The following is a 24,960-nucleotide window of genomic DNA, read 5'->3' as shown; positions in this document are numbered from 1 at the left end:
GGTCTGATACCTTCCCCGAACAAACAAAAAAAGTAAGGGGAGTTTCATTAGAAACTCCCCTTTTTTGTTCAACTGTGAAAAATCCTTGTAGATTACTCCAGTAATCCAGCCTTGCCAGCCATTCGAATAAGCTCGGCAGAACTACTTAAGTTAAGCTTTTTGTATATATTACTGCGATGGTTTTCTGCGGTTTTAAGGCTCATGTCTAAAAGCTCCGCAATTTTTCTACTGGTATTACCGGCAGCAACAAGAAAAAATACTTCTCGTTCTCTTCTTGTAAGCACACTTACTGGAGAAAGGTGTTTTTGGGTTGTTGATTTTCCAGGCTGTGTTATCTCATCTGGAAAACACGTTTTTCCAGCGGCCACTTTTTTTATGGCCTCTACCAATGAGTCACCGGATGATTCCTTTAGAATGTAACCCTTCGCTCCCGCATCGCGCATCGCTTCAATATACTCAACTTCATTGTGCATCGATAAAACGAGTATTTTCGCTTCATTGCGCTGAGCGAGAATTTTATCTATGGCAACCAGCCCGCTCATTTTCGGCATTGATATGTCCATTAGAATTACATCAGGTGACTGCTTTAACACTGCATTGATGAGTTCGACACCATCATCGCACTCACCTACAACAGTGATGTGGGGGTCTGCATTAAGCATTTGAGAGACGCCTTGACGCATGAGGACATGGTCGTCTGCAAGTACTACGCGAATTGTCATATAGGTACCGTTACTGTTGTTCTAGTGCCTTGTCCAACGGCAGAATCTATTTCAAGGGTTGCGTTAAACGCCTTGGCGCGGTCGCGAATGCTTGAAAGGCCTATACCTGGCTCAATGTGACTGTTGTCAAAACCTTTTCCATCATCAGTAATATCTAACCTGACAACGTTATGATGGTAATTGATTGAAAGTTCGATAAAAGATGCTTCGCTATGCTTAATCGCATTAACCAGCGTTTCTTGTGCAATTCTGAAAAGAAGAATGCTGATGTCTTTCGATAAGTCGGCAGGTATATCAATGTCGGTTTGATATTCAATACTTTCTTCGCTCAATAAGTTTCTACATAACCAGTTGAGTGCGGGCTTTAAACCTAAGTCATCCAGGATAGTAGGGCTCATTAATCGAGAAAGCTGCCTTACATCATTCAATGCCATTTCTGCTATAGCGTGCAGCGTTGTAATTTCAGGTGAGGTAGAAGAAAGCGCCTGTAGTCGCCTGGTTAAGCCTGTAAGCAGTTGTCCGATACCGTCATGTAATTCTCTCGATAGCTTTGCTTTTTCGGACTCTTGCTGTGCCCACAATCGTTTAGCCAGTTGTTGCAGCACCTCTTGGTCTGCATCTAGCTGACGTTGCAAGGTGGATTGCAGCGCTTTTATATTTGCAATTTCTTTTTCTATATCAGTCAAGATATGCCTTTTGGTACGCACTTGCTTGGTTTTCGGTTAGCTTCGATAGCCAACGTTTTGCCAGTTCATCGGCTATGTTTTCCTTTCCTGGTATTACTTTATAGTATAGGTGACTTCTCCAATAAGTGGGGTAAAGCGCCAATTTTTGTTTGAGTTTCTCTGTCGCTGCAATATCGCCTTGGCTTGCTTTTAAGTAAAGCCATTGAAGGTAGGGCTGGTAATAGGTAGGTTTTATCGCCGTGGACAGTTTCGTCATTAAAGCGCTATCCGCGCCAAGTGATAACCTTTCTTGCATATCTAGCAGAATTTTTATTTCAGTCATCACCGGGATATTTGCGTCTTCAACCAACGATTGATAAAAGCTTGAGTCGGAACTGCTAAGCGTACCGTCATGGTGTTTAAGCGCGACGGTAAGCCATTTCAGTACAGCGCGTTGCTCGTGATATTCAGGCATAACCATTGGCTCTACAGACGCTATGCTTTGTGCTAAACACGGCCAGTCGGCTGTCAACAGACAAATTTCCCCTTTCCACAGCATCGCTTCAATTTCACCTCGAGCATCGTCTGTCGCTTTAGCAATAGCCTCAGCTTTAGTCATATGTTCTATTGCTTTCTGTAAATTACCGTTGGCAAAATTCAAAAAACTGTAGAGCAGGTGGTTATATATTTTTTCTTGAGAGTGCAATACGTCGTTATGACTTTCTACAAGGCTTAAGTAACGTGTAGTTGCGTTGTTATCTCCCTTTACTAAACTCAATTGTGCAAGGTGTTGGTATGTCCGCATTAGATGCGATGTATCGCCGTTTAATTCGAAGAGAGACTTTGCTTGTTGCCAGTAAATTTCAGCAAGTGAGATATCTCCAATAAGAAAGTGCGTGTATGCGACGTTACTCATACTTTGTGGTTGGAGTACTTTATCGTTTAACTGCACTCTTAAATCTAAACCGTGCTTGTAATGTGTTAAGGCTTGAACATATTGCCCTCGCTCTTCAAACATAAAGCCGAGCGTGTCGCTCACATGTGCCTCTTGTGCTAAATCTCCTAAATCGTGCAACAGTATAATGGCTTCCTGTAGTGACGATTCAGCGGTGTCGTAATCGCCAATAAGCGACGTGGCAATCGCAATGTTAGCCAGTGTTTTTGCACGTTCTGAGGGTTGTGTTTTTGCATCTCTTAAGGCTAATGCCTCATTAAAATATCGTGCAGCCGTTGCGTTGTCAGCTGTTCGTAGATAGGCAATGCCAAAGGCGTTTAATACTAAACTTTCTCCTATTTGGTCTTTTGCTTGGCGAAAGGCAACTAAGGCACGTGTTAATGACTCGCTTGTGGCTACGTCGATTTGGCCATTAATGATTTGTAGTCGCGCAAGTTCAAACCATAGCTGTCCGTTGTTTGGACGTAAAGAAAGCGCACTACGGTAGTCTTCCATTGCTTTGGCATCCTCACCGGCCCACTGAAATATGCCTGCGCGAGTAGCGAGCAAGTCGGGCCTGTCTGGATATTGATCTACCAATGCATTGATGGCTTGTTGCGCAAGCGCTAAATCGTTATTTAGCTCAGCTCTAATTAGCTCGCCCTGAAGCCGCCAATACTGTGATAAATTAGGAAGTGTTTTAAGCGTTTCAATCGCATTTCGCGCTGTGTCAAAATCCCCTTGTTGAAGAGCTAATTGTGACTTCGCAACCCACCCCCCCGGATAGTCGGGTGTTGCAGCGATTATCGCGTCGATAGTGTCTTCATTCTTAAGTTGTTTTCCCTGTTGCCATGCGTTATCCAGTGCTTCTAAGTACCGTAAATCTGGTGGAGAAATATCGTTACCTATTGCGTTAAATAAAGCGTTGATAAGTTTATTCGCGAAGCTATCTAGGTCTTCAGAAAGTGTATTTGTATTGATGCTATGCGTTACGGTAAAAACAGAGAGGTTGCTAGGCATTGAAAGTACAGTGGCTTGAAGCATATAAGCTGTGCTATCAAGCGGGGTCGCATCAATAAGCATCACACTATCTGCTGCCAACATCGCTGCTAAGTCGGTTCGTTGATTGCTGTTCTCAAAAGGCGTTAAGCCTAGGTTGTCTATAAGCGTGCTGGTTTCGTTACTGTTGTCGAGTACTAGGTTTGGATGCGTACTAAGCGGGTAGCGAAGTAACGTATTAATGGTATCGAGCAATGGGTACTTTGGCGCAGTTAATATGACCAACTGTACCGGTTTATCTGCCGGCAATCGCGCCGCCGACGTTGTGAAAAAAGCATACACAACACTGGCTACGATAACGAGCGCTAAAAATGTGGCTGCGATGCCGCTTGGGGTGAGCCGTGCAACAAGACTATTTTGAGCGTCGTTATGGGTAGTAATCGACGCTAAATCTAGTCGTTGGTTAGGCATTCTGTGGGTGAGTTGATTTATCAGCGAACGCTGCTTTTTATGCCAAAAAATATGTGTAACTGACAGCTTAGACGTTTCTACCGAGGCTAAAATATCTTCAAGAACTTTTCCTAAGCTGTAAGTGTCTGAGCTCTCACTTGCATTCCCTGTCTGCACAATCTCGGGAGCTGTGTAATGCTGATGACCGCTGGTTTGTATTTGAGGCGCAGAATCTTGACCGATACCAAAGTCAATGAGCCTTACGTTACCTTCATGATCAATTAACACATTGTCGGGCTTGATATCACCATGCTTAATGCCAACCGCTTTACATGCCAACAAGGATTCTACTAGCTGTTGTTGCCAACATTCGTATTCCGCAGGACTGACAGGGCGCTGTAGGCGCTGGAATAACGGTTCACCATCGACATATGCCATGGTAAAAAAAGCGTGAGGACCATCAGTAAATACATCATGAACGCGTATAATATTGGGGTGCTGTAATTGGCGAGCAATATTTACTTCATTGCGGATGCTTTGAATTTTTAGTGGATCTTGAGCGCCACCTTCAATGATTTTGAGTGCAACGTCTACGCCAAGGAGCTCGTCTTTCGCACAATAGACAGCGCCTTGTGCACCAGCACCAAGTTGTTCAGTAATGCGAAACCGACTGGACAAAAGCGTATTGATTGCAAAGCTTGTTTGCAATGATAAGGCTTCAGTTTTTAGCGAATTGTTTTGCGATTGAGGTAAGTCTGGCCTGTTCAAAGGCTTCTCCACACTTCACTGTTTGCATACTATCATCACAACTCTTCCAATCAGGGGAAGGCGCGTGACATGAAACGAACTAACTGATAAGAGAAAGTCTATGCTCAATTTTGTGGAATAACAAACGCATGGAGATTAGATTAGCCAGTGAGGTGGCAAATTCTATGTCCGTTTGTGTAAAGTAACGACGGTTTGAAATCGAATCTGCGTAAAGTACGCCTACCGGATTGTCTTGTACACATACAGGAACGCTAATCGCGGCTTGAATACCATAGTTTATAATACTGTGCTGCTGGTTAAGGGATTCGTCAGCCGCAATATTACCAATGGCGCGAACACTGTTTGTTTGCATGGTTTGGTTAATCAGTGTGCGACTACCGGTAAAAATCTCGCTCTGCATCCAATCTTGATAACCTATCTCGATAGAAAAGTTATTAATGCGGTCGAAAAGCACTAATGCACCGCGCTCGCATCCAAGGGAATTAACCAAGCATTCTTGCGCTAAATTTACCAGTGACTGACTGCTGCTGCACGACTGTATTTGTTCTTGATATTGCTGTAATTGCCGTTTACGCCATTCTCTTTGACTATCGAGTTGAACAACGTTGTTTTTTTCAATAGGTGTGAATCTACAAGGAACCGGGCCAAGTTGAAGCGTTTGCGGCTTTTCAAGCGCTAGGGCCTTTACCGCACCTCGTGCAGTAAAACAACCTGTAGAGCTTGTATCCTCCAACGTCCATATGGGGCGTGTGACTTGGCGATTTGCAGTTGAGCGAAGAACTATGTGTGAGCGAGACACTTGGGGGTGTGCAATAACAATATCTGCATCCTCTGCGCGCCCTACGTGGTAGGTACGCCCCTCGTACAACAAATGTTCGCTTATGCTCCCGTTTTGTTCTGTTACTGCAAGTTGTAAAGGCATTGTTTACCTCGAAAAAACAATATTCACTGTCGCACGACTACGTGCAGCAAGTTAAATAATTCTCAGGCTATAGCGCAGCGTTTGCAGACGTGAAATCAGCATTCCTTTAGCGTTAACTAAGTCATTGCTTGAGCGCCAAACATCGGCTATTTCACTTCCAGAAGCATTTCCCAGCACGACTATCAAACCGTCAACAATAGTCAAAGCCGCGTCATAGTCGTTACTAGCGAGTGCTGCATTTAAATCGCTTATTCCTGAATCCAAAACCGCCTCTAGTGGCGCGCTAATTAACCCTCTATTGCCGTTCAGTGTTTCGCTAACAAGCAAGAACTTATCGCTTATAATTGCTGAGGGTGCTCGTGTGTCTAGCAAAATTATAAAATCAGAAAATTGCCCGGTACTGCCGCGAGCGCGATAGCTGCCTGAAGATGTAAGTGTAGTGATGTCTTCAAATTCACCATTGTTATGAGACGTAAATAGTCGCCATGGAACACTTGGCGTGTAGTGAATGGCTTTGGTATATATTTCAACCTGAGCGACGCCTTCAAATGCAAAACCTGCGTCTGGTTTCGGCGCAATAGAGACCAGCACAGGAAATCCTGACACCGCGCTAGTTAATAAAGAGGGGAGCCTATCTGTAATGCCTGTGTCTGTTGGATTTATCAGCTCAGCAGTTATGTCGATGGCATTTGAATTTAGGCCAAGGCTATTTTCAAACTCAACAGTTAAATCAACTTCAATTAGACTGGTTAGTGACAGCTTTGCTTGTACTTTATTATCGTTTACGGTAAGCGTAGAAGGTGTAACGACCTGTGCATTGGCAGACGTAATAAGCAGTAGGGTAGTGGCAACAACAGTGGCGAGTTGTCTGAATTTCATCGCAGTATACATCATAGGATGACCTCTTTCAGTGTTGTTTAAAATTTAGCCTAAAACGGTGCCATTATCAAATATAATAATGGCACCGTTATCAAGGGGTTGCGTTTTTACTCAAAATACTGTTTGAAATAACGCGATACCAGTACGGCATAGTGTGCTCGCGTAATTTCTGTATCAGGTGAATATTTCGCAGTAAATTTAGGTGAAAGCGTGAAAGGACCTTGCTCAACGCTATATTCAGCACCAATCAGCGATAAATCAAGTGCAAGCTGCACGTATCCTTTCATGTTATCAGGAATGCTGTCTTGGTCAGATAGCGCTATTTCTTCGCCTCTAAAGCTCACAACAATGTCCTGTGTAGGGTCAAAGCTAGTTGCCATGTCTTGTAGTCCAAGCATTTGTACTAAAGAGTAAGCAATATCTAGTTTTGTAACGCTTCCTAACGGGTTGGCATCGCCGTTAACGCTTCTAAGTACCGGCATTTGTGTACGAAGCTTATCTTTTAGCGCTCCACCGTTTGCCATAACAGATTCAACAAATGCTTTGTCCGTTGCTTCCACCGCACCGGTTTGAGGTGCCACATCGTTTAGCAGGTCGCGATATTGTCTAACCGCGCCGCCCATAACAGCATAGCGTGCAAAGTCCTTACGCGTTAGTACGTCGTCCGGCTTAAAGCCTTCATCTCCAGCGGCGTCCATCAGGCGCTCGCTAACGGCAAATTCGATAGCTTTTTGCTGTGGGTGACCTTCAACGTCGTCCATTCCTTCGAAACCACCACCGATGTCAAAAGACACAGTCACATCAAACGTTTCTGGTAGACCTGGGCCGTTAGTCAAACCAAATGGGTCTGCTTCTACACCCGATAGTGAAGTTAGGCCATAAACGTAAACCCCCCAAGTGCCTTCCATCGCTGGAGCAGCAACGCGCATGCTGGTTTCCAGTACTGGCGTACTTAGGTTACCGCGATACTCTGTGTTATCAGGTGCAACAAGTACCAATTTTGTTAGGTTCGCAAACGAATCGGCAGACGCCTTCACCATTACTTCGTCAGCGCCAACCTCAAAGGTTTTGATTTCAGGTGCGCCAACCGGTGAATAAAATACTTCAAAGTTTTCTGTTTTATCGCTAGTTGTAACAATGGCGTTAGCATTAAAGCTATTTTCTTCGAGGTTGTTTACCGTAACTTTGTGGTCTACGTCGTAGTCCAATGCCGCTGCAACCGCAGAGCGTGCGTTCACATAACCCGCACCCACTTCCCAGCGCTCGTAACCTGGCATATTTGTCGCTGTTTCTTGTAGTAAACGTTTTATTGTAAGGTTATCAAGCGACGGGTTAGCTTCCAGCATTAATGTGATGATGCCTGAAACGTGTGGCGTTGCCATTGATGTGCCTGAAATCATGGTGTAGAAAGGCAGGTTTTGTGTTTCGATTGCACCAATGTCGCCGTCACCACCATTTGCCGCTGCGTTAAGCACTGCTCGTGTAGAAATTATATCTACCCCTGGCGCGACAATGCTGACATCGTTGCTATACGTCCATTCGGTACCGTCAGGCATGGTGAAGTCACCACTTTCACTCTTAAGACCGCGTGATGAAAAATCAGCTAATTTTCCAAATTTATCACCTGCGCCAACTGAAAGCCCCCATGGAATTTGTGCATAGGGATTGTGTGAGTCTTCACCTGGACCAGAGTTACCTGCTGCAAATACGCTTATCATGCCCATTGTGTGCGCTTTGTAGCTAGCCAATGACACTGGCCCAAGTGGCTCGTACTTACCGCTTGAACCCCAAGAGTTGCTAATTACTTTGATTGGGTTTTCAAATGTATACTGTTTGCTGATGGCGTAATCAAAGCCACCAATAGTGTCTAGCAGTAATACTGCCGCACCTGAACCATAACCAATAAGGTCTGCGTCTGGTGCTGCACCACGATGCTTGCCGCCAGACATCTCGCCCGACCCTGCAATAGTACCGGCACAGTGCGTACCATGGCCTGAATTCAAATCAGTATTTACTTGATTAGCAAACGTTGGGCCTGTTATGCCAACAATCGACAGTGCACCTGGGTTTAAGATTGCCTGAACATTGTCTACCACAGTATCACCGAAAAAGATGTCCTGGTGCGACGCATCAATCCCTGAGTCGATGACCAACACCGTAGAGCCTTTACCGGTAAACTCGGTACCGTTTCTTGCTGCAAAATCTTCGCCTTGTAAGTCAGCTACGCCGGTAATTTCACGCGCATCCGCATTCATCAGGGTCATTTCTCTATTTGCAAAAATAGAGCGAACTCCGTCGAATTGTGCAATCGCTTCTATTTGCGCTTTTGTTGCAACTACGCCGATTATCGGTAAGTTTTTAAACTGAACGCCTTCCGTAATACCTAGGTTTAGCAGTTGTGTTACTTGCGCTTCTGCAAGGGGAGACATCTGATCGTATGTCACCACTGCCATCATCGATTCAGTGGGCGACAGCGTTACAAGTTTGTCGGCCATCTGTGCGCCGATATAAGCATCCGCTAATGTTTGAGCTGAAGGACTAGCAAGCATCGCAGCAGCAAGGGTTGTAAGGGCAAACTTTTTCATGGTTTTCTCCAAATTCTAGGGCTGCGCTTGGTAGTTTTAGCCAAAGTGACGGCTCATAAACCTGGGTGTACTCGCGTTTGTGAGCCTTAAGGGCGATACACATCATCGCAGCAAAATACCCGTTCATACTGAACCCCTAAAACTTGAACTGATATAGGGGGTTCACCCTATCTAGCGTGAAAGTTGGTCAAATTTTGTTTTACTTTTCTACAAATGTTTAATTACCTTTGCTTGGTTTTCCTCTTATATTGATTCGTAAGTACTGTTCATGGCGTGTTTTCATTAGGTAGTACTAATAAAAGCTGTCTGCTAATTATGATGGAAGGCTTACTATGAAGTTTGATTCGATAAAGTCTCGTTTGGTGTTGATAACCTTAATTTGTGTTGTTGGGATTGGTATGTTGGTGGTTAGCCAGCACTATTTTACCCAGCAATTGATTCATCTTAATCAGCAGCGCGATGCACTTTTAAGAATGAATACCGATTTACTTCAGATGCGCAGGCACGAAAAAGACTTTTTGTTGAGGCATGACGAGGTTTACTTCAAAAGGTTTTCAGAGAAAGTTGTATCTTTTAATGCTCGACTACAAACACTAGTGCCTTTGTTCGATGAATATAGGTTACCTGTGACTGATGTTGAAAGCCTTTCACGCTCGATTGAAACATACAGCGAGAAATTCCAACAGGTTGTATCGATACAACGAAAAATTGGTTTACGTTTTGATGAAGGACTGCGTCGTGAAATAAGGGTTTCAGAAGCGAGATTAGCTGCATCAAGTCAGATGGAAACCGCTGCGCTAAAAGATACGTTAAATCAATTGATGTTGGCCACGCGCAACTTTCAGATTACTAATGAAGCACGTTTTGCAGCAGAAATCACTGAGCTTCGCGGTCTTCTTTCTGTCTCTGATAATGATGTCGCCTTTCAGAACACAATCGCGCAGTACAAAACAGCATTAAACGCATTGCTTGAAGCTTATATTCTGTTCGGAGTAACCCATAACGAAGGCCTTCGAGGTGAGTTTAGGCAAAGTGCGCACAAGGTTGAAAATCAGTTAAAGGGAATTGATACTGCGTTACAGCCCATGATTGAACAGCAAGAGGAACGTGTCCGTATTTATAGTATTGGTATTGCGGTTCTGACTTCTGTCGTATTAATTCTTGTATTAATCAAGAGTTTTGCGACTTTTCATCACGCCTTTGTTAATTTCCTAACTTTCTTTTATCGTTGTAAACGTCAGTATCAAATGATTGATACGCGAAAACTCGGTTTTGCAGAATTAAAATCACTTGCAGAATTAGCTAACGAAATGGTTGAGTCTAAACGAGATATTGAAAGTAGGCTCGCCCGTGTAGAGGCAGAGTTAGCTGATAAAAAGGTGTCTTAGAACGTATTCACGCTCAACTGAATAGCTCACAAGAAGGTAACGGCACAATGAAGTTTAATCGCTTAGGAAGTAGCGACCTGAAGGTCTCAGATATTTGCTTGGGAACGATGACCTGGGGAATTCAAAACACGCAACAAGATGCAGATGAGCAAATAAGTTATGCCTTGAACAGAGGCGTAAATTTTATTGATACTGCAGAAATGTATCCTGTTCCACCCAACGCTGATACGTACGGTGATACCGAACGCATTATTGGTAATTGGCTTTCTCGTAATGCAAGCCAACGCTCTAGTATCGTTTTGATGACAAAGATAGCTGGAGGTGGTCTTAAGTACATTCGAAATGCAGGTGGTATTACAGGCGAAGCAATTGACCATGCGCTAGCCTATTCACTTGAGCGTTTAAAGACAGACTATATAGATGTTTATCAACTACACTGGCCTAACAGAGTAACACCACATTTTGGTAAACACTGGCCAGATGGTGCAAACCCAACCAAAACAGATAGAGCGCGTGAAGTCGATGGCATGCGCGATATATTGATGGGTATTAGCCGCGCATTGCAAGCAGGGAAGATTCGTCACTGGGCGCTGTCTGATGATACGCCTTGGGGCATTCACACATACTTAAGGTTATGTGACGAAATGGGGGTTCCCCGCCCGGTATCCATTCAAAACGAATTCAGTTTACTTCACGCCAAAGACTGGCCTTACCTTATTGAAATGTGTGAACTGGAAAACATTGCTTATCTACCATGGTCACCCCTTGCAACTGGCATGTTGAGTGGGAAGTATCAAAATGGCGCGCGCCCAGAAGGTAGCCGGTGGACACTGGCACAACGCATGGGCTTGTTTAGGGATAAGCCGCCAGCACAAGCTGCAACGGCTAAATATGTGCAAATTGCAGAGGAGGCAGGAATAACGCCGTCACAATTAGCCTTAGCTTGGTGCAAACAAGTGCCTGGTGTAACGTCGACCATTATTGGTGCCACCACAATGACGCAACTGTCTGAAAATTTAGATGCGTTCGATTTAAGTCTGTCTGAACAGGTCCTGTCACAGGTACATGAGGTACTAAGAGCACATCCTCTGGGATATTAATCTACGATAGCCATCCGATAAAAAGAAATAGCCTGCCATCAATACAGACGGAGCATCACCTAAGCTCCGTCATTTTTGTGTAATGTGAAAGTCATACTATAAATTTTTTGACTTATTTTGCGCTTATTTATGCCAACAACAGACCCTCAACTCGCAACCCCTGAGACGCTTGAAGGTAACCGAAATTGGCAGCGTTGGTTGCTGCTTGTATTGTTAATTTATGTAATGCTTTTAGCGGTTAGCTTGATCGGCAGTGGCTTTCAATACGCTGCAGGTGAGCAGGCAAAAACACTATTTACTTTTGCCTCCAATCCAGTGATGGGGCTTATTATCGGGATGGTGTCGACGGCGCTGATCCAGTCTTCAAGCACCGTCACATCAATCATTGTAGGCATGGTCGCAGGTGGCTTGCCGATAACCATAGCCGTACCAATGATGATGGGGGCGAACATTGGTACGAGTATCACTAATACCTTAGTAAGCTTGGGGCATGTGGCAAAAAAGGACGAGTTTCAACGGGCGTTCAATGCAGCGACAGTCCACGATTTTTTCAACGTTTTATCCGTGCTTATATTTCTTCCTTTAGAGATGGCATTTGGTGTTTTGGAGTTTCTTAGCGGGCATATTGTTTCGCTTCTGCATTCGGCTGAAGGTGTGGGGATAAGTGGTTTTAACCCCATTAAAGCAGCAACGCAGCCTTTGTCAGATGCGGTGACCAGTGCACTACAATTTCTACCTTCAATCTACCCCGGTATCGTGAAAATTCTCATTGGTATTGCTTTGATAATGATATCGATTACCTACATGGGGAAGATCATGAAATCGCTTCTGGTGGGTAAAGCGAAAGAGGTGCTGCACAAAAGCGTTGGACAAGGTCCACTATCGGGTATTGCCTCAGGTGCATTCATGACCGTACTGGTACAATCTTCTTCGACGACTACGTCACTTATGGTACCACTGGTGGGTACAGGCGTCTTAAAAGCGCGAGATATTTACCCTTTTACGCTAGGTGCTAATATTGGTACATGTATTACTGCATTGATTGCAGCATTGGGCGTTGTTGGTGTAAACAGCGGCGTAGCGCTACAAATCGCTTTAGTTCATCTTATTTACAACGTGCTAGGTGTAACAGTAATTTATGGCGTGCCCGCGCTGAGAAATATCCCGTTGATGTTATCCTATCAACTTTCGGTGCTCGCTTCAGAAACGAAGCTATACGGTGCGGCGTATGTTGGTGGAGTTTTCTTTCTATTTCCGCTGAGCATTATTTTCACATTTATTTAGCACGTGTTGAACGTTTAGAACGAAATAGGGCGCGTTTGGTAACGCGCCCTTTCTTTCTAACTTGTTCTCTATGCTTAAAATGCGTATTTAGCGGATACTTGAAAACGATTCATATCACCCTCTAGTCCCGCCTCAACTTCTCGATGCGCGAACGCGTATTCAGCACCTACTGTAAGGGCTTTTGTTGGTGAATAAAGGTAATTTACGCGAGCGCTGTAGGTACTTTCTGTTACTGACAAACCTGTAAGCGACGTATCATTATCTGCGTCAAACGCAGAGAACATAATACTACTGCGAGCTTTTTCGTTCCAAACATGGCGATAGGCTACGCCGTAACCAGTCGTATCTATCGTTTCGAGATCGCCGCTTTCAGTTAACACTGCTCCATTTGCCGCGTTAAGTGCACTGTAACGGCCTAAGCCAGAACCGGTATTAAAGGTAAAGCGAATGTCATCACCGTTAGACAGTTTATATTTACCAGTAAGTGATACGCCGTAACTGGTTTCATCTGCATCAATGTCGTCACCGTTATCGTAAGACAATTGTCTAAATAAACCAGCAATCTTGATGTGTCCCCAATCCTGCTTGTGGGTATAGGCAGCAACAAAATCGGGTAAGCTATTGTCATCGCTTACTATTCTACCGCCGCCACCAAAAGGCGTTATGGTTGATTCAGGGTTTTCAAGTGCCAGCTGCAGGCCTCCGTTGGTATAGCGAACCATAACTTGGCGACCAAATGTGATCCCGTCTGTGGTCCCAATAAAATCAAGTGATTCAGGTAATGAGCCTACATCCATAAATGTGGTCCACGTTTGACCAACCAACCAGTTTTTGTAAGCGATGTAGGCGTGACGTACACGCGGAACATACGAGTTACTAATTCTTTCGTTTCCACCATCGGTAACAACAAAGTCGAGTTCAAATACGCCTTTTATTGTGTCGCCTTCAGCGGTGGGCGTTGAGGTTGAGAAGCGAAAGCGCGACGTTCTTATGTGTGCGTCGAATTGGGCGTCTTCATCAGCCCCACCAACAGGTGTTAGAGAGGGAATGTAAAAATCCCGACCAACGCTGCCAGAAGCTATCGTGCCGTCTGAATAATCGCTGAGCATGGCGTCAACTTTTACATAGCCTGTGAATTTAACACTAGTATCACCAAAATTGGCGGCATGTGCTGTGGTTCCTGATGCTGCTAAGCAAAGCGCTATAGCAGTTGCTGAATTTTTTATTTTAGCTTTCATCGTGTATGTTCCAAAAAGTGGTTAATTAAATGTAAATTCAACGTTAACATTGGTGATTGTGTACTTATTATCTCAAATTAAAATAAGCCGATGGTCGCATACGACTATAGTCTTAGTTAGCTAACTTTGCGAAAAGACGAGAGAATTTAGCAAAGGTGCTCGCTTTTTTGTTGGATCATAACGCTGCAAGGTAACAACGTTATTGAATAACTGCTTAATTATTTATCGTAAGACCAAAGTCTCATTTTGCTTTATTGTTGAAAAGCTATTGTGTTGACCATTACCACAAGAATTTTACATTTTCATTTTGGAGGCAAGCAACCATGACCGCCAGTAAAACCTATCCAGTGCCAGAGAGTATTTTGCAATCGACAAACCTCAATGCCGCACAGTACGACGCGATGTACAAAAAATCGGTAGAGCAACCTGAGGAGTTTTGGCGTGAGCACGCCACTATGCTTGATTGGTATCAGGCACCAACAAAAATTAAAAACACAGTGTTTGGCGAAGACGATGTATCGATAAAGTGGTTTGAAGACGGCGCGTTGAATGCGAGCTACAACTGCATTGACCGCCACTTAGCTAACAACGCTACAAAGGTCGCTTTTCATTGGGAGGGCGATTCTCCAACGGATAGTCAGGATATCACCTATCAAGAAGTACATTATGAAGTGTGCAAGCTTGCTAACGCGCTAAAAGCAATGGGCGTGCAGAAAGGCGACCGCGTGGCTATTTATATGCCAATGGTGCCAGAAGCAGCATATGCAATGCTTGCATGTGCACGAATAGGTGCGGTCCACTCGGTAATCTTTGGTGGTTTTTCACCTAACGCAATTGCAGATCGCATCAACGATAGTAGTGCGAAGGTGATTATTACTGCCGATGAAGGTCGTCGTTCAGGTAGAAGTATTCCATTAAAAGCGAACGTTGATAAAGCACTGGCGGGTGGCGCGTGTCCCTCAATTACTCATGTCTTGGTTCACAAGTTGACCGGTGGTGAAGTGGACTGGAACGACGCGCATGATGTCTGGTGGCACGATGCAGTAGAAGGATGTTCAGCGCAATGTGAACCTGAGGTAATGAACGCTGAGGATCCGCTATTTATACTGTATACGTCGGGTTCTACTGGAACGCCAAAGGGCGTGGTTCATACAACAGGGGGATACCTATTGTACTCAGCCATGACCTTCAAATACGCGTTTGATTTTAAAGAAGACGATGTCTATTGGTGTACTGCGGATGTTGGTTGGATAACCGGACACAGCTATATGGTTTATGGTCCAATGGTTAATGCAGCTACACAGGTATTTTTTGAAGGTGTGCCTACCTATCCAGATGTCAAACGCGTGGCGCAGGTGGTAGAAAAGTATCAGGTAAACAGTTTGTATACAGCGCCAACCGCAATACGTGCGCTCATGGCGCACGGCGATGTGCCGGCCGAGGGCTGCGACCTTTCGTCATTGCGATTGTTGGGTACTGTCGGCGAGCCTATAAATCCTGAAGCATGGGAATGGTATTATCGGGTGATTGGTCAACGTCGCTGCCCCATTATTGACACCTGGTGGCAAACTGAAACAGGTGGGCATATGATTTTACCACTGCCTGGCGCCACACCACTAAAACCCGGATCTGCCACGCGTCCGTTTTTTGGTATCCAACCTGCGCTTTTTGACGCGGATGGAAAAGAACTTGAAGGTGTTGCGGAAGGAAACCTGGTTATCAAAGACAGTTGGCCGAGCCAAGCTCGTACTGTTTACGGTGATCATCAACGGTTTATTAACACGTATTTCAGTGCCTATAAAGGCGTGTATTTCACCGGAGATGGCGCTCGCTGTGACGAGGATGGTTTTTATTGGATAACGGGGCGCGTAGATGATGTTCTGAATGTGTCTGGTCATCGTTTAGGCACTGCCGAAATAGAAAGCGCATTGGTTGCACACCCTAAAGTTGCTGAAGCCGCTGTCGTTGGTTTTCCTCACGATATTAAGGGCCAAGGTATTTATGTTTATGTCACGCCAAACGAAGGCGTTGAGGCGGATGAAGCACTAACTAAAGAGCTTAAGGGGTGGGTTCGTCAGGAGCTGAGTCCCATTGCTACTCCTGATATGATCCAGTGGTCTCGTGGTTTGCCTAAAACACGCTCGGGAAAAATTATGCGCAGAATACTGCGAAAAATAGCAGCTAATGAACATGATCAATTAGGCGATACGTCTACGTTGGCGGATCCGTCTGTTGTTGATACACTTATTGAGGAGCGTCTTAACAAGTAATTAAGGACCATAGACAATGATAACCCTTCTTATCGCTGATGATCATCCGCTTTATCGCGATGCACTACGAGGTGCGTTGTCATTGTCGATGCCATCTTTACAACTGAAAGAGGCAGGGGATTTAGCGACAACCGTTGATATCCTAAACAGTGTGGAAATCGACTTGTTGTTGCTAGACTTACACATGCCAGGTAGTAATGACTTGTTCGGCTTACTCCACATTAGAAAACTTTTCCCTGAACTACCTGTTGCGGTCGTGTCGGGCACTGAAGACGCAACCTTAATTTCTAAAATTATTAGTGTGGGAGCACTGGGCTTTATACCTAAAACTGCCAGTGCGAGTGATATTGCAAGTGCTGTAGAAGCAATATTGGACGGCGATGTGTGGCTACCCGACAATTTTATTGAAAATGTTGATAAAGTCGACGAAGCTTTTTCAGAGCTAGCCGATAAAGTAGCGTCGCTCACGCCTTCACAGTATAAGGTGCTTTGCTACATGCGTGATGGACTTCTGAACAAGCAAATTGGCTTTAATTTAGAGATAGCTGAGGCAACAGTTAAGGCGCACGTGACCGCGATTTTCAAAAAGTTGGGTATTAATAATCGCACTCAGGCTGTTCTTATTGCTTCGCAACTTGAACTTGAACCACCTACTCAATGATTTCATTTTGTTTGTGAAACAACTCGCCATTTAGGGTAACAAACCTATCTAATGCTTCTCGACTTTGCTCGCTAAGCTGCGGGTTTTCTAATTCAATGACAGTTCGCCCTTCAAGTAATGCAATGGCATCACGGTAGTTTTGTTGATTGGATAGTAGCGTTTGAAATCGTCCTGTCTTTATCAAGGTATGCAACCCTTCGGTAACGCGTTTGGCTAATTCCGGATTGTCCCTACTTACAAAGAAAAAGATTGGACTTGGGTAAGCGACAATAGGGTTGGGTGACATAGATAGACCGCGGGTTAGTGTTTTGTCGTCCAACTCTTCTTTTATTTCCATAACACTTCTGGGAAATATATCTGCAAACCCTTCGGATACAATACGAAAAGATGCGCGATAGGTGGTTTCTAATACCGGCAGGTTGTTAGCGCGGAATATTTGCGTATCAGGCCAGTCATAACCAAGGACAGCACGGAACTCACGCAGTGCTTCTAAGCTGCTTACTTGATTGAGTCGTTCATCCCCTTCTTTTATTAATAAGGCACGCTTACCTAGTAGCCCAGCCATAATTGGAATACGGATGGGAAGGTAGTATTGTTCTCGTTCTATGGATGTTACGCTCCATGTTATGTCTAACATGTTATGCTCTAAACTACGTAACTGACGCTCTTGTGCAGTTTCACGTTCACTTACAACAAGCTTGAACGTACCGTATTGAGGCTCAGTCACAGAGAGTGCCTCGGTAAGTAACTGTTTGGCGTAATCGTAAATGGCATCTCGGCCAGGGTGAACGTTTGGGAGTCTTAGTATGGTGTGGGAGGGCTCGGATTCTTCGTTAGAAGAAACGTTGGGTTCAGCGTTCTGAGCTGCGGCAATAGACCCAAAAGCAAATGCATTTAAAAGAAGCACAGCGATTAAGCGGGGAAACGTCATCTGTAGATCCGTATTCTTGACATTTTTAGAGTGTAGTTTAAAAGCGGCTTAAGCTCTAGTCCAACTGATGAAGCTGCCCAGCGGTAGTCCATTCGATGGGCAGGTTTTAAGTTTTCGCTAGTCTTTACCTGTAAGAAGAAAGTCGTGCTCAGGATCCACAATGAATTGACCGCTCATTGCTTCTCTTCCAAGTAACATTAGGTACGTCATTTCTGACCTATCGGTAAGAGTAAGCTGAATATCCCACTGATAGCCATCCATGACGATTGGCGTAATGATAACATAGCGCTTCTCTCTGGTTGCCGTGGAACTTTTAACACGCTTTTGGCCTTCCACTTTGGCTTCTCTTCTTACTACTCTATCAACATTGTGAATATCTGGGTGTATATCGAACGTAATCCAAAGTTCTTCACCTTTTTCAAACTCTTCAATATTGTCAACGTGGAGCGATGATGTCGCTGCGCCAGTGTCAACGCGAACGTTGAGATCAGTGATCATTAGCTTAGGTAAATCGCACAGCTCTACTGCACCTACAATTTTTTTATTGTTCATCAGTGTTCTACCAAAGTTATAGAATAGGGCTTTGTTCCGGTGGTAATAAATTGTCTTGTAAAAGCTCCACGTGTTCAGCGACAGTATCAGGCTCATTGAAGTACGCAATGTGGTACACCGCTTCACCTTCTTGCGTAAGCGGAATATTCTGTTTACCTATAACTACACCTTCAGCTGGGCTTTCAAGGCTATCCAAATAGTTACCAAAGGGGTCTGCAATAAAAGCGAGCTTGTCACCTTTTTCTACATGGTCGCCAAGCTGGGCTAAATGCGTCACGAACCCACTTTCTGGGGCCCTTACCCAGCCACTTTGCCGAGCAATAAAACGTTCAATGCTATGTCCTTTACTACGGCTTTTATTGAGCATGCCAAGATGACGCATAGTGTTGATGATGCCTTTAACGCCAGCGCGAATGGAAAATTCATCATAGCGAAGCGCTTGCCCTGCCTCGTAAAGTAAAATCTTAACCCCGCTTTCACTGGCTGCTTCTCGCAGCGAGCCGTCTCTCAGTTCAGCATTTAGTAACACAGGCACGCCAAATGCTTTTGCCATTTCTAACACCTCGGTGTCATCGAGATCGGCACGAATTTGCGGAAGGTTGCTTCTGTGTATTGCACCCGTGTGCAGGTCTATACCCACGTCGCATTTACTTACTACTTCTTTGAAAAATAAATTGGCTAATCTGCCTGCTAGCGAGCCTTTTTTGCTGCCGGGAAAGCTGCGGTTTAGGTCACGCCTGTCAGGTAGATAACGAGATTGGTTGAGTACGCCATACACGTTTACCATAGGTACGGCAATGAGCGTCCCTCTCAAGCGTTCAATTGCTTTAGAGCGAATAAGTCGACCTACAATTTCAATTCCGTTGAGCTCATCGCCGTGAATGGCGGCACTAACAAACATAATTGGGCCAGGGCGTTTACCGCGTTTTACATAGACCGGAATGCTCATATTTGTTGCCGTATATAGCGGCGGCATCTCTAGCTCAATTTTTTTTGTTTCACCAGGGGCGATTTTTTCGCCCCCAATGATTAAAACGTCATTTACCACTCACGATTTCCTGTATTAACGTTATTGCCAAGCGATTTTTAAGGCGTTAACCTTTTCCTCGAGTTTTGGTTTTATGGGGTTCGGCACTTTTTTCTATAAATTCAATAATCATTGAGGCCACGTCTTTGTTCGTTGCCTTTTCAATTCCTTCCAAGCCCGGGGATGAATTTACTTCCATGACGACAGGGCCGTTATTCGAGCGCAAAATATCCACACCGCAACAATTAAGCCCCATTGTTTTCGCTGCATCAACAGCCGTTTTGCGCTCTGCTGGACTCAAGCGCACCAAGCTTGCCTGTCCGCCTCGGTGCAGGTTGGAGCGGAACTCCCCTGGTGCTGCTTGTCGTTTCATAGCTGCAACTACTTTACCGCCCACAACAAAGCAGCGAATATCTGCGCCGCCAGCTTCCTTAATGAACTCTTGAACTAAAATACTCGCATTAAGTCCCATAAATGCTTCAATAATCGACTCTGCGGCTTTTTGGGTATCGGCTAATACAACACCAATACCTTGCGTGCCCTCAAGCAGCTTTATAACAACAGGAGCACCGCCGACAGTTTTAATAACATCGTCAATTTTATCTGGGTGATGCGCAAAGCCTGTACGCGGCATACCAATACCTTTACGGGATAGTAGCTGTAAGGAACGCAGTTTGTCGCGCGAACGGCTGATCGCTACAGATTCATTAAGACTGTATGTACCCATCATTTCAAACTGTCGCACAACAGATGTTCCGTAAAAACTCACCGAAGCACCTATGCGAGGGATAACCGCGTCGTAATAGGGCAGTTTTTTACCGTTGTAGCGCACAGAAGGTCTTGCGCTAGTGATGTCCATGTAGCAATGCATGGTATCAATCACGTCAACCTGGTGCCCACGAGCTTGTCCCGCTTCTACTAATCGTGACGTTGAGTAAAGGCGAGGGTTTCGAGAAAGTATTGCAATGCGCATTATAAAAGCCTGTTAAGTTAAGATTTGTTTTATCGTTTTAGACTTGCCACTACAACGTTAGAACGTGAATATTAAATAGACAAGTCATTTTTGCGCGCATACTAATGCACATGGTGGGAGGTGTCCTACGAATTATTCTTGTTGTGTCGATTGCTTTTAATGCATGAACTTCTTGAGTATTCGCGTTAGCATGGAGAAAATCGTTGGGTATACAGCTATATACAAGTTAGCTGTAGCGATAAGCGCAATAAAAAAGTGTTAAAAAAGGTATAAGCAATGATCGAGTGGTGGCATGCGTTTTTGGATTGGCTAACTGTCTATCAGTCCAATGTCGTGTGGAGTGGTATAGTTTTATTAGTTTATTTAGCAATGTCACGAAAACTATTGCCAAAGCTAGAAACCAACATCGAAAAATCGAAGTTAAAATCAAACAGTGCAATAAGGGGGCTTTTAGCGGCGAGAGTGATTGTCGCCACCGTAACCTTTTCGCTGTTACTGCTGGCATGGGGCATAGATTTTTCAGGTTTACTGGTGCTGTCTACGTCAATAATTACCGTTACAGGTGTAGCACTTTTTGCGAGTTGGTCCCTCATTAGCAATATCACTGCATACTTTATTTTACTCACGAACGTTGCCTATCGACGCGGTAATTATGTTCGTATTTTAGACGGCGACAATTATATTGAAGGTGTTATTGCTGACGTCGGGCCATTTAGCACCAGATTAGTGACCGCCGAGCGTGAAACGCTCATGTACCCTAATAACCTTATTTTAACTCGTCCGGTTTTACTTAATCCAAAGACAAAGTGGGGCGCTATGGGAAAAGTGGTATCAAAGGCCACAGTAGAAACCCCACCGGTTAAAGTTGAAGCGAGTAAACAACACGAAGAAATGTTATGACGCCATTTTTATGATTGCATTAGGAGCAAACAGCGACACTTATCTACACACCGGTGATAAGCGTTTTTACACTAGACATTGTTTGCTTCTTTTATATATCGGGTCATGCTTTGTAGTAACGCTCGTAGTTTGGCGGGCTTAAGTGGTTTAGCTAAAAAGTTAACCCCTTGCGCCTTACATTGTGTAACCAGCGTTTCGTCTGGCGTCGCAGTTATTAAAGCTGCAGGGACAACAACGTTTAACCGCTGTCTAATTTCCTCAATTAACGCTAGCCCATTTTTTTCATCATCAAAACTAAGCTGATAATCCATTAACAAAATTTGTGGTTGAATCGTCTTACATAAGGTGAGTGCGTCATCCCAGTTGTTCGCTAGTGCGACGTTAACTCCCCACTTTTGCAGCAATGTTTGCATAGCGTCTAGATTTTCTTTCTGGCCGTCAACACAAAGCACATTCATACCACTAAAGGTAGTGGACTTATGGTGACTTGTAACGGTTTGTTTGGTTTTTGGTTGTGATTTTGGAAGGTTGAAAGAAAAGCAACTGCCTTTATTCGGTTGTGTTTCAACGCGAATATCACTGCCCAATTGCAAGCTCAGGCGTTTCACCACACCTAAGCCAAGGCCTAACCCGTGTTCTTTACTTTCGTGAGCGCGAAAGAAATCACCAAAAATATGTTCTTTTTTATCGTCTGAAACACCGATGCCCGTGTCCATCACTTTAAAATCGACAAGGTGATTTTGAGGCCTAACGATAAATAACACTCTGCCACTATCAGTGTATTTGACCGCATTTGAAAGTAAATTTTGCACAATTCTATACAAGTAAGTTTTATCAGCTTGCACCCAGCAAGGTCTTATAACGGCATTAAAGTTGAGCCCTTTTTCTTTTGCTCTTATAGCCATCTCGTCAATTAATGTACCTAAAAGTGCACGTACATCTACTGACTCAAGTTCAGGCTTCATTTCACCCTGGTCTAGGCGAGCAATGTCTAGCAACGTACCTATCAAGTTTTCGCTCGACGTAACGCTGTGACTGAGCTTTTGTATAATAGTGGTCGCTGAATCGGGTAATTCCTGCTCTTCAAGCGCACTGACGTATAGCTTGGCAGCATTGAGAGGCTGAAGAACATCATGGCTGGCTAACGCTAGAAACTTTGTTTTACTGGCGTTTGCATCTTCGGCTGCTTTTCGGGCTCGAATCAATTCTTTTTCGGCTTCAGAGCGGCGCTCTATCTCTAACCTTAGTTCTGCATTGATTGAGTGCACTTCTTCGGTACGTTTTTTAATTCTCGCCTCAAGGTCAATATTTGACTCTTCAAGTGCTTGCTGAATTTCAACGTGCCCTGTGATGTCGTTAAAACTAGTAACGAATCCACCTCCGGGTAATGGATTTCCAACCATTTCAATGACTCGCCCGTCTTTACGCTGGCGCGTAAAGCGGTGTGGCATACCGGAGCGAAGATGGCTGAGCCGCTTCTCAACCTCGCTTTCTACATTATCGGTACCAAATTCGCCTTGGGAAGCGTTGTAACGGATGAGTTTTTCGATGGGCGTGCCAACAGCCAACAATGCGTCAGGATAAGGATATAAATTAGCGTATCGTTTATTCCATGCAACAAGGTTAAGGTGTTTATCAACAACACTAATACCTTGATCCATATTCTCTAACGATGTTAGAAGTGCAGTCATATTGAACTGCATGGCTTGAGTGGTATCGTCAAAAAAGTTCACCACTTCGGTGAAGTCCATTTTTTTGCCCCGCAGGGCGCTATCTAATAAGACTTTTGCGCTTGACGCCCCAATAACGCCGCCCAGCGCCCTTTCACAAAAAGAGAGAAAAGATTCGTTAGGTTTTTCTTCATGCTTTAATTGGCAGTTGTTCAGCTGCTGGTATTGGGTTAACAGCTGCTCACAGCGTCCAGAGCCCATAAATGTCGACAGTAAAGTAATAAGGTCTGAAACCGTCACATCAATTGATGGTGTTTTTACGGTGTTGTTTGTCGATGACGCCGAGATGGCAGGCGAGACAAAGGCTTCTGCTTGAATTCGATCTATCAGTCGTTGCGGTGCAAACCACGAAAAAATCACATAAACAAAGGTGTTAGCGGCAAGTGAAATCATTGCGCCTTGGCTAATCAATTCATTTTGCTCTAATTGAGATATCTGCTCACTTACTATGGGAAGTACTAGCCATAACACCCATATAATTAAACCGATCATTAGGCCCGCGTACACGCCATGAGCATGGGCGCGCTTCCAGTATAGCCCACCAACGATAGCAGGCATCAGCTGAATTACTAAGGAAAAAGCAATAAGTCCAATAGAGTGCAGTGAACGACTTCCGGTCATTTGTTGATGATAGAAAAACGCCAACATTAAAATGAAAGCAATAACTATCCTTCTAATAAAACGGATACGTTTTGATTGGTCTTGTTTGCTGTCGGTTCTGTTACCAAGCGCCAATACTCTTGGTAGGATCACATCATTGGTCAGCATGGTACTAAGCGTGAGTGTTGCAACAATTATCATGGCTGTAGCAGCGGAGAGCCCACCCACAAAGACGATTATTTGCAGTAATACCGACTCTGAAAATACAGCAAGTGATAACACATAAGAGTCGGGCTCTACTCCCGAGTCGTAAAAAATGGCTTTACCGGCAATCGCGATAACGGGAATAACAGCCGAGATGATCGTAAGGTAAAGAGGAAAGAGCCATCTTGCGGTACGAATATGACCAAGGCTAAGGTTATCGATGATGGCAACATGAAACTGTCTGGGTAAACATACGATTGCTGCAGCGGCCATAATGGTTTGTGCAATAAACGAAAAAGAGCCGAATTGGGAGAGCGCTGTTTCATTGATAAAGCTGGCAAAAAAAGGGCCAGACTCTGTGCTTTTCCAAGCGCTATATCCAACGATGGCGACCAACACCAATGCGAGCAATTTTATTGAAGATTCAAACGCGATAGCCAGCATTAAACCCCGACGGTACTCCGTCACATCCGCTTGTCGAGTACCAAAATAAATAGCAAAGACACCAATAAATACAGTGGCGGCTAAAACAATCACATCACTATTCGTTTGTTGTGTGAGTAATTGGAACGTAGCGCCTACCGCTTTCAGTTGCAGCGCGATGTAAGGGATTGTAGCGAGAAGGGCAATAAGGGTAACCACTAATGCAACGGTTTGTCGCTTTCCATAACGGGATGCAATGAAGTCGGCGATGGTTGTAATGTGCTGTTTTTTGCTCACCAGCGTCATTTTGTAGATAAATTTGTAGCCCAGTGCATAAACAAGAATAGGCCCAAGCATGATCGGGAGGTATATCCAAGTATCTCTACTGGCTTGACCAACCATGCCAAAGAACGTCCATGCCGTGCAATAAATAGCCAAGGCTAACGAGTACACCGCAGGGTGCGATGAAAGTGCTCGTGCGCGAGGCGAATTTTTTTCACCCCAGCTTGCTAGTGTAAATAGCAAAAAAAGGTAAAGCACTGCTAACGTTATCCAACCAAAAACCATAGCTATCCTTTAACTAATATTTAACATGTTGGTGGTTATTATAACCATTTCGACCTTGGTCGACCTACGACCATGGTCTCATTTTGAATTTTAATATGCAGGTCTAGAGTAATACGCGACCTCCTAAATGCTTGACTTATGCTGATTCGTCAGACTTTTTTCAAGTCGACATATTTGAAGCAATAACG

Annotated in this window: 18 protein-coding genes; 6 read left to right on the top strand and 12 right to left on the bottom strand. The window is 44.4% G+C overall.

Going from position 1 to position 24,960, the window contains the following annotated elements; translation table 11 throughout:
- Positions 1–92 precede the first annotated feature (92 nt).
- From BK026_RS11830 to BK026_RS11805, 6 genes are all read right to left on the bottom strand, one after another.
- Positions 93–722 carry a response regulator transcription factor gene (locus tag BK026_RS11830; protein ID WP_071816030.1) on the bottom strand — a complete coding sequence of 210 codons (630 nt, stop codon included), beginning with the start codon at positions 720–722 and terminating at the stop codon, positions 93–95.
- Entirely contained in the window at positions 719–1,408 is a 690-nt protein-coding gene (locus BK026_RS11825; protein WP_071816029.1) for a sensor histidine kinase, read from the bottom strand. Before BK026_RS11825 ends, BK026_RS11830 begins: the two co-directional genes overlap by 4 nt.
- Complete coding sequence (locus tag BK026_RS11820; RefSeq protein ID WP_071817625.1) at positions 1,401–4,538, bottom strand: serine/threonine-protein kinase; 3,138 nt, start codon at positions 4,536–4,538, stop codon at positions 1,401–1,403. Before BK026_RS11820 ends, BK026_RS11825 begins: the two co-directional genes overlap by 8 nt.
- A 79-nt stretch (positions 4,539–4,617) precedes the next feature.
- Positions 4,618–5,460 (bottom strand): GAF domain-containing protein, encoded by an 843-nt coding sequence (locus tag BK026_RS11815; protein ID WP_071816028.1) that lies wholly within the window; start codon positions 5,458–5,460, stop codon positions 4,618–4,620.
- A 51-nt stretch (positions 5,461–5,511) separates the two neighbouring features.
- A complete protein-coding gene (locus tag BK026_RS11810) occupies positions 5,512–6,354 on the bottom strand; it encodes a DUF6689 family protein (RefSeq protein ID WP_071816027.1) in 843 nt (280 codons plus the stop codon).
- Between the two features lie 92 nt (positions 6,355–6,446).
- Positions 6,447–8,924, bottom strand: coding sequence for a S8 family serine peptidase (locus tag BK026_RS11805; RefSeq protein ID WP_071816026.1), 2,478 nt, complete (start codon positions 8,922–8,924; stop codon positions 6,447–6,449).
- A 332-nt stretch (positions 8,925–9,256) separates the two neighbouring features.
- On the opposite strand from BK026_RS11805, the gene BK026_RS11800 reads away from it, so the two are divergent.
- From BK026_RS11800 to BK026_RS11790, 3 genes are all read left to right on the top strand, one after another.
- A complete protein-coding gene (locus BK026_RS11800; RefSeq protein WP_071816025.1) occupies positions 9,257–10,312 on the top strand; it encodes a chemotaxis protein in 1,056 nt (351 codons plus the stop codon).
- 47 nt (positions 10,313–10,359) lie between these two features.
- Positions 10,360–11,412, top strand: a complete 1,053-nt coding sequence (locus BK026_RS11795; RefSeq protein ID WP_071816024.1) for an aldo/keto reductase — start codon at positions 10,360–10,362, stop codon at positions 11,410–11,412.
- Between the two features lie 129 nt (positions 11,413–11,541).
- On the top strand, positions 11,542–12,696 hold the full coding sequence (locus BK026_RS11790) for a Na/Pi symporter (protein WP_071816023.1): 1,155 nt from the start codon (positions 11,542–11,544) through the stop codon (positions 12,694–12,696).
- Between the two features lie 74 nt (positions 12,697–12,770).
- Here the strand turns inward: BK026_RS11790 and BK026_RS11785 are convergent, their stop codons facing one another.
- A complete protein-coding gene (locus BK026_RS11785) occupies positions 12,771–13,934 on the bottom strand; it encodes a DcaP family trimeric outer membrane transporter (protein WP_071816022.1) in 1,164 nt (387 codons plus the stop codon).
- A gap of 323 nt (positions 13,935–14,257) precedes the next feature.
- Here BK026_RS11785 and acs point away from each other — a divergent pair, with 323 nt between their 5' ends.
- On the top strand, positions 14,258–16,204 hold the full coding sequence (gene acs, locus BK026_RS11780; RefSeq protein ID WP_071816021.1) for an acetate--CoA ligase: 1,947 nt from the start codon (positions 14,258–14,260) through the stop codon (positions 16,202–16,204).
- A 16-nt stretch (positions 16,205–16,220) separates the two neighbouring features.
- On the top strand, positions 16,221–16,865 hold the full coding sequence (locus BK026_RS11775) for a response regulator transcription factor (RefSeq protein WP_071816020.1): 645 nt from the start codon (positions 16,221–16,223) through the stop codon (positions 16,863–16,865).
- Here the strand turns inward: BK026_RS11775 and BK026_RS11770 are convergent.
- The 4 genes from BK026_RS11770 to rimK form a co-directional block, all read right to left on the bottom strand.
- The gene (locus tag BK026_RS11770) at positions 16,855–17,796 is read right to left on the bottom strand and encodes an amino acid ABC transporter substrate-binding protein (RefSeq protein WP_071816019.1); all 942 of its coding nucleotides are present in this window, start codon (positions 17,794–17,796) and stop codon (positions 16,855–16,857) included. The genes BK026_RS11775 and BK026_RS11770 overlap by 11 nt on opposite strands.
- 117 nt (positions 17,797–17,913) lie before the next feature.
- Positions 17,914–18,348, bottom strand: a complete 435-nt coding sequence (locus BK026_RS11765) for a RimK/LysX family protein (RefSeq protein WP_071816018.1) — start codon at positions 18,346–18,348, stop codon at positions 17,914–17,916.
- A gap of 16 nt (positions 18,349–18,364) precedes the next feature.
- Entirely contained in the window at positions 18,365–19,396 is a 1,032-nt protein-coding gene (locus BK026_RS11760) for a succinylglutamate desuccinylase/aspartoacylase family protein (RefSeq protein WP_071816017.1), read from the bottom strand.
- 46 nt (positions 19,397–19,442) lie between these two features.
- A complete protein-coding gene (rimK, locus tag BK026_RS11755; RefSeq protein WP_039216404.1) occupies positions 19,443–20,348 on the bottom strand; it encodes a 30S ribosomal protein S6--L-glutamate ligase in 906 nt (301 codons plus the stop codon).
- A 276-nt stretch (positions 20,349–20,624) separates the two neighbouring features.
- On the opposite strand from rimK, the gene BK026_RS11750 reads away from it, so the two are divergent.
- A complete protein-coding gene (locus BK026_RS11750; protein WP_071816016.1) occupies positions 20,625–21,248 on the top strand; it encodes a mechanosensitive ion channel family protein in 624 nt (207 codons plus the stop codon).
- 71 nt (positions 21,249–21,319) lie between these two features.
- Here the strand turns inward: BK026_RS11750 and BK026_RS11745 are convergent, their stop codons facing one another.
- Positions 21,320–24,772 (bottom strand): PAS domain-containing hybrid sensor histidine kinase/response regulator, encoded by a 3,453-nt coding sequence (locus BK026_RS11745; RefSeq protein WP_071816015.1) that lies wholly within the window; start codon positions 24,770–24,772, stop codon positions 21,320–21,322.
- Positions 24,773–24,960 lie beyond the last annotated feature (188 nt).

It is taken from the genome of Alteromonas sp. V450 (genome assembly GCF_001885075.1).
Taxonomy (GTDB): domain Bacteria; phylum Pseudomonadota; class Gammaproteobacteria; order Enterobacterales; family Alteromonadaceae; genus Alteromonas.
The sequence above is the reverse complement of the archived record's forward strand: the minus strand, read 5'-3'. Positions and strand labels throughout refer to the sequence as shown.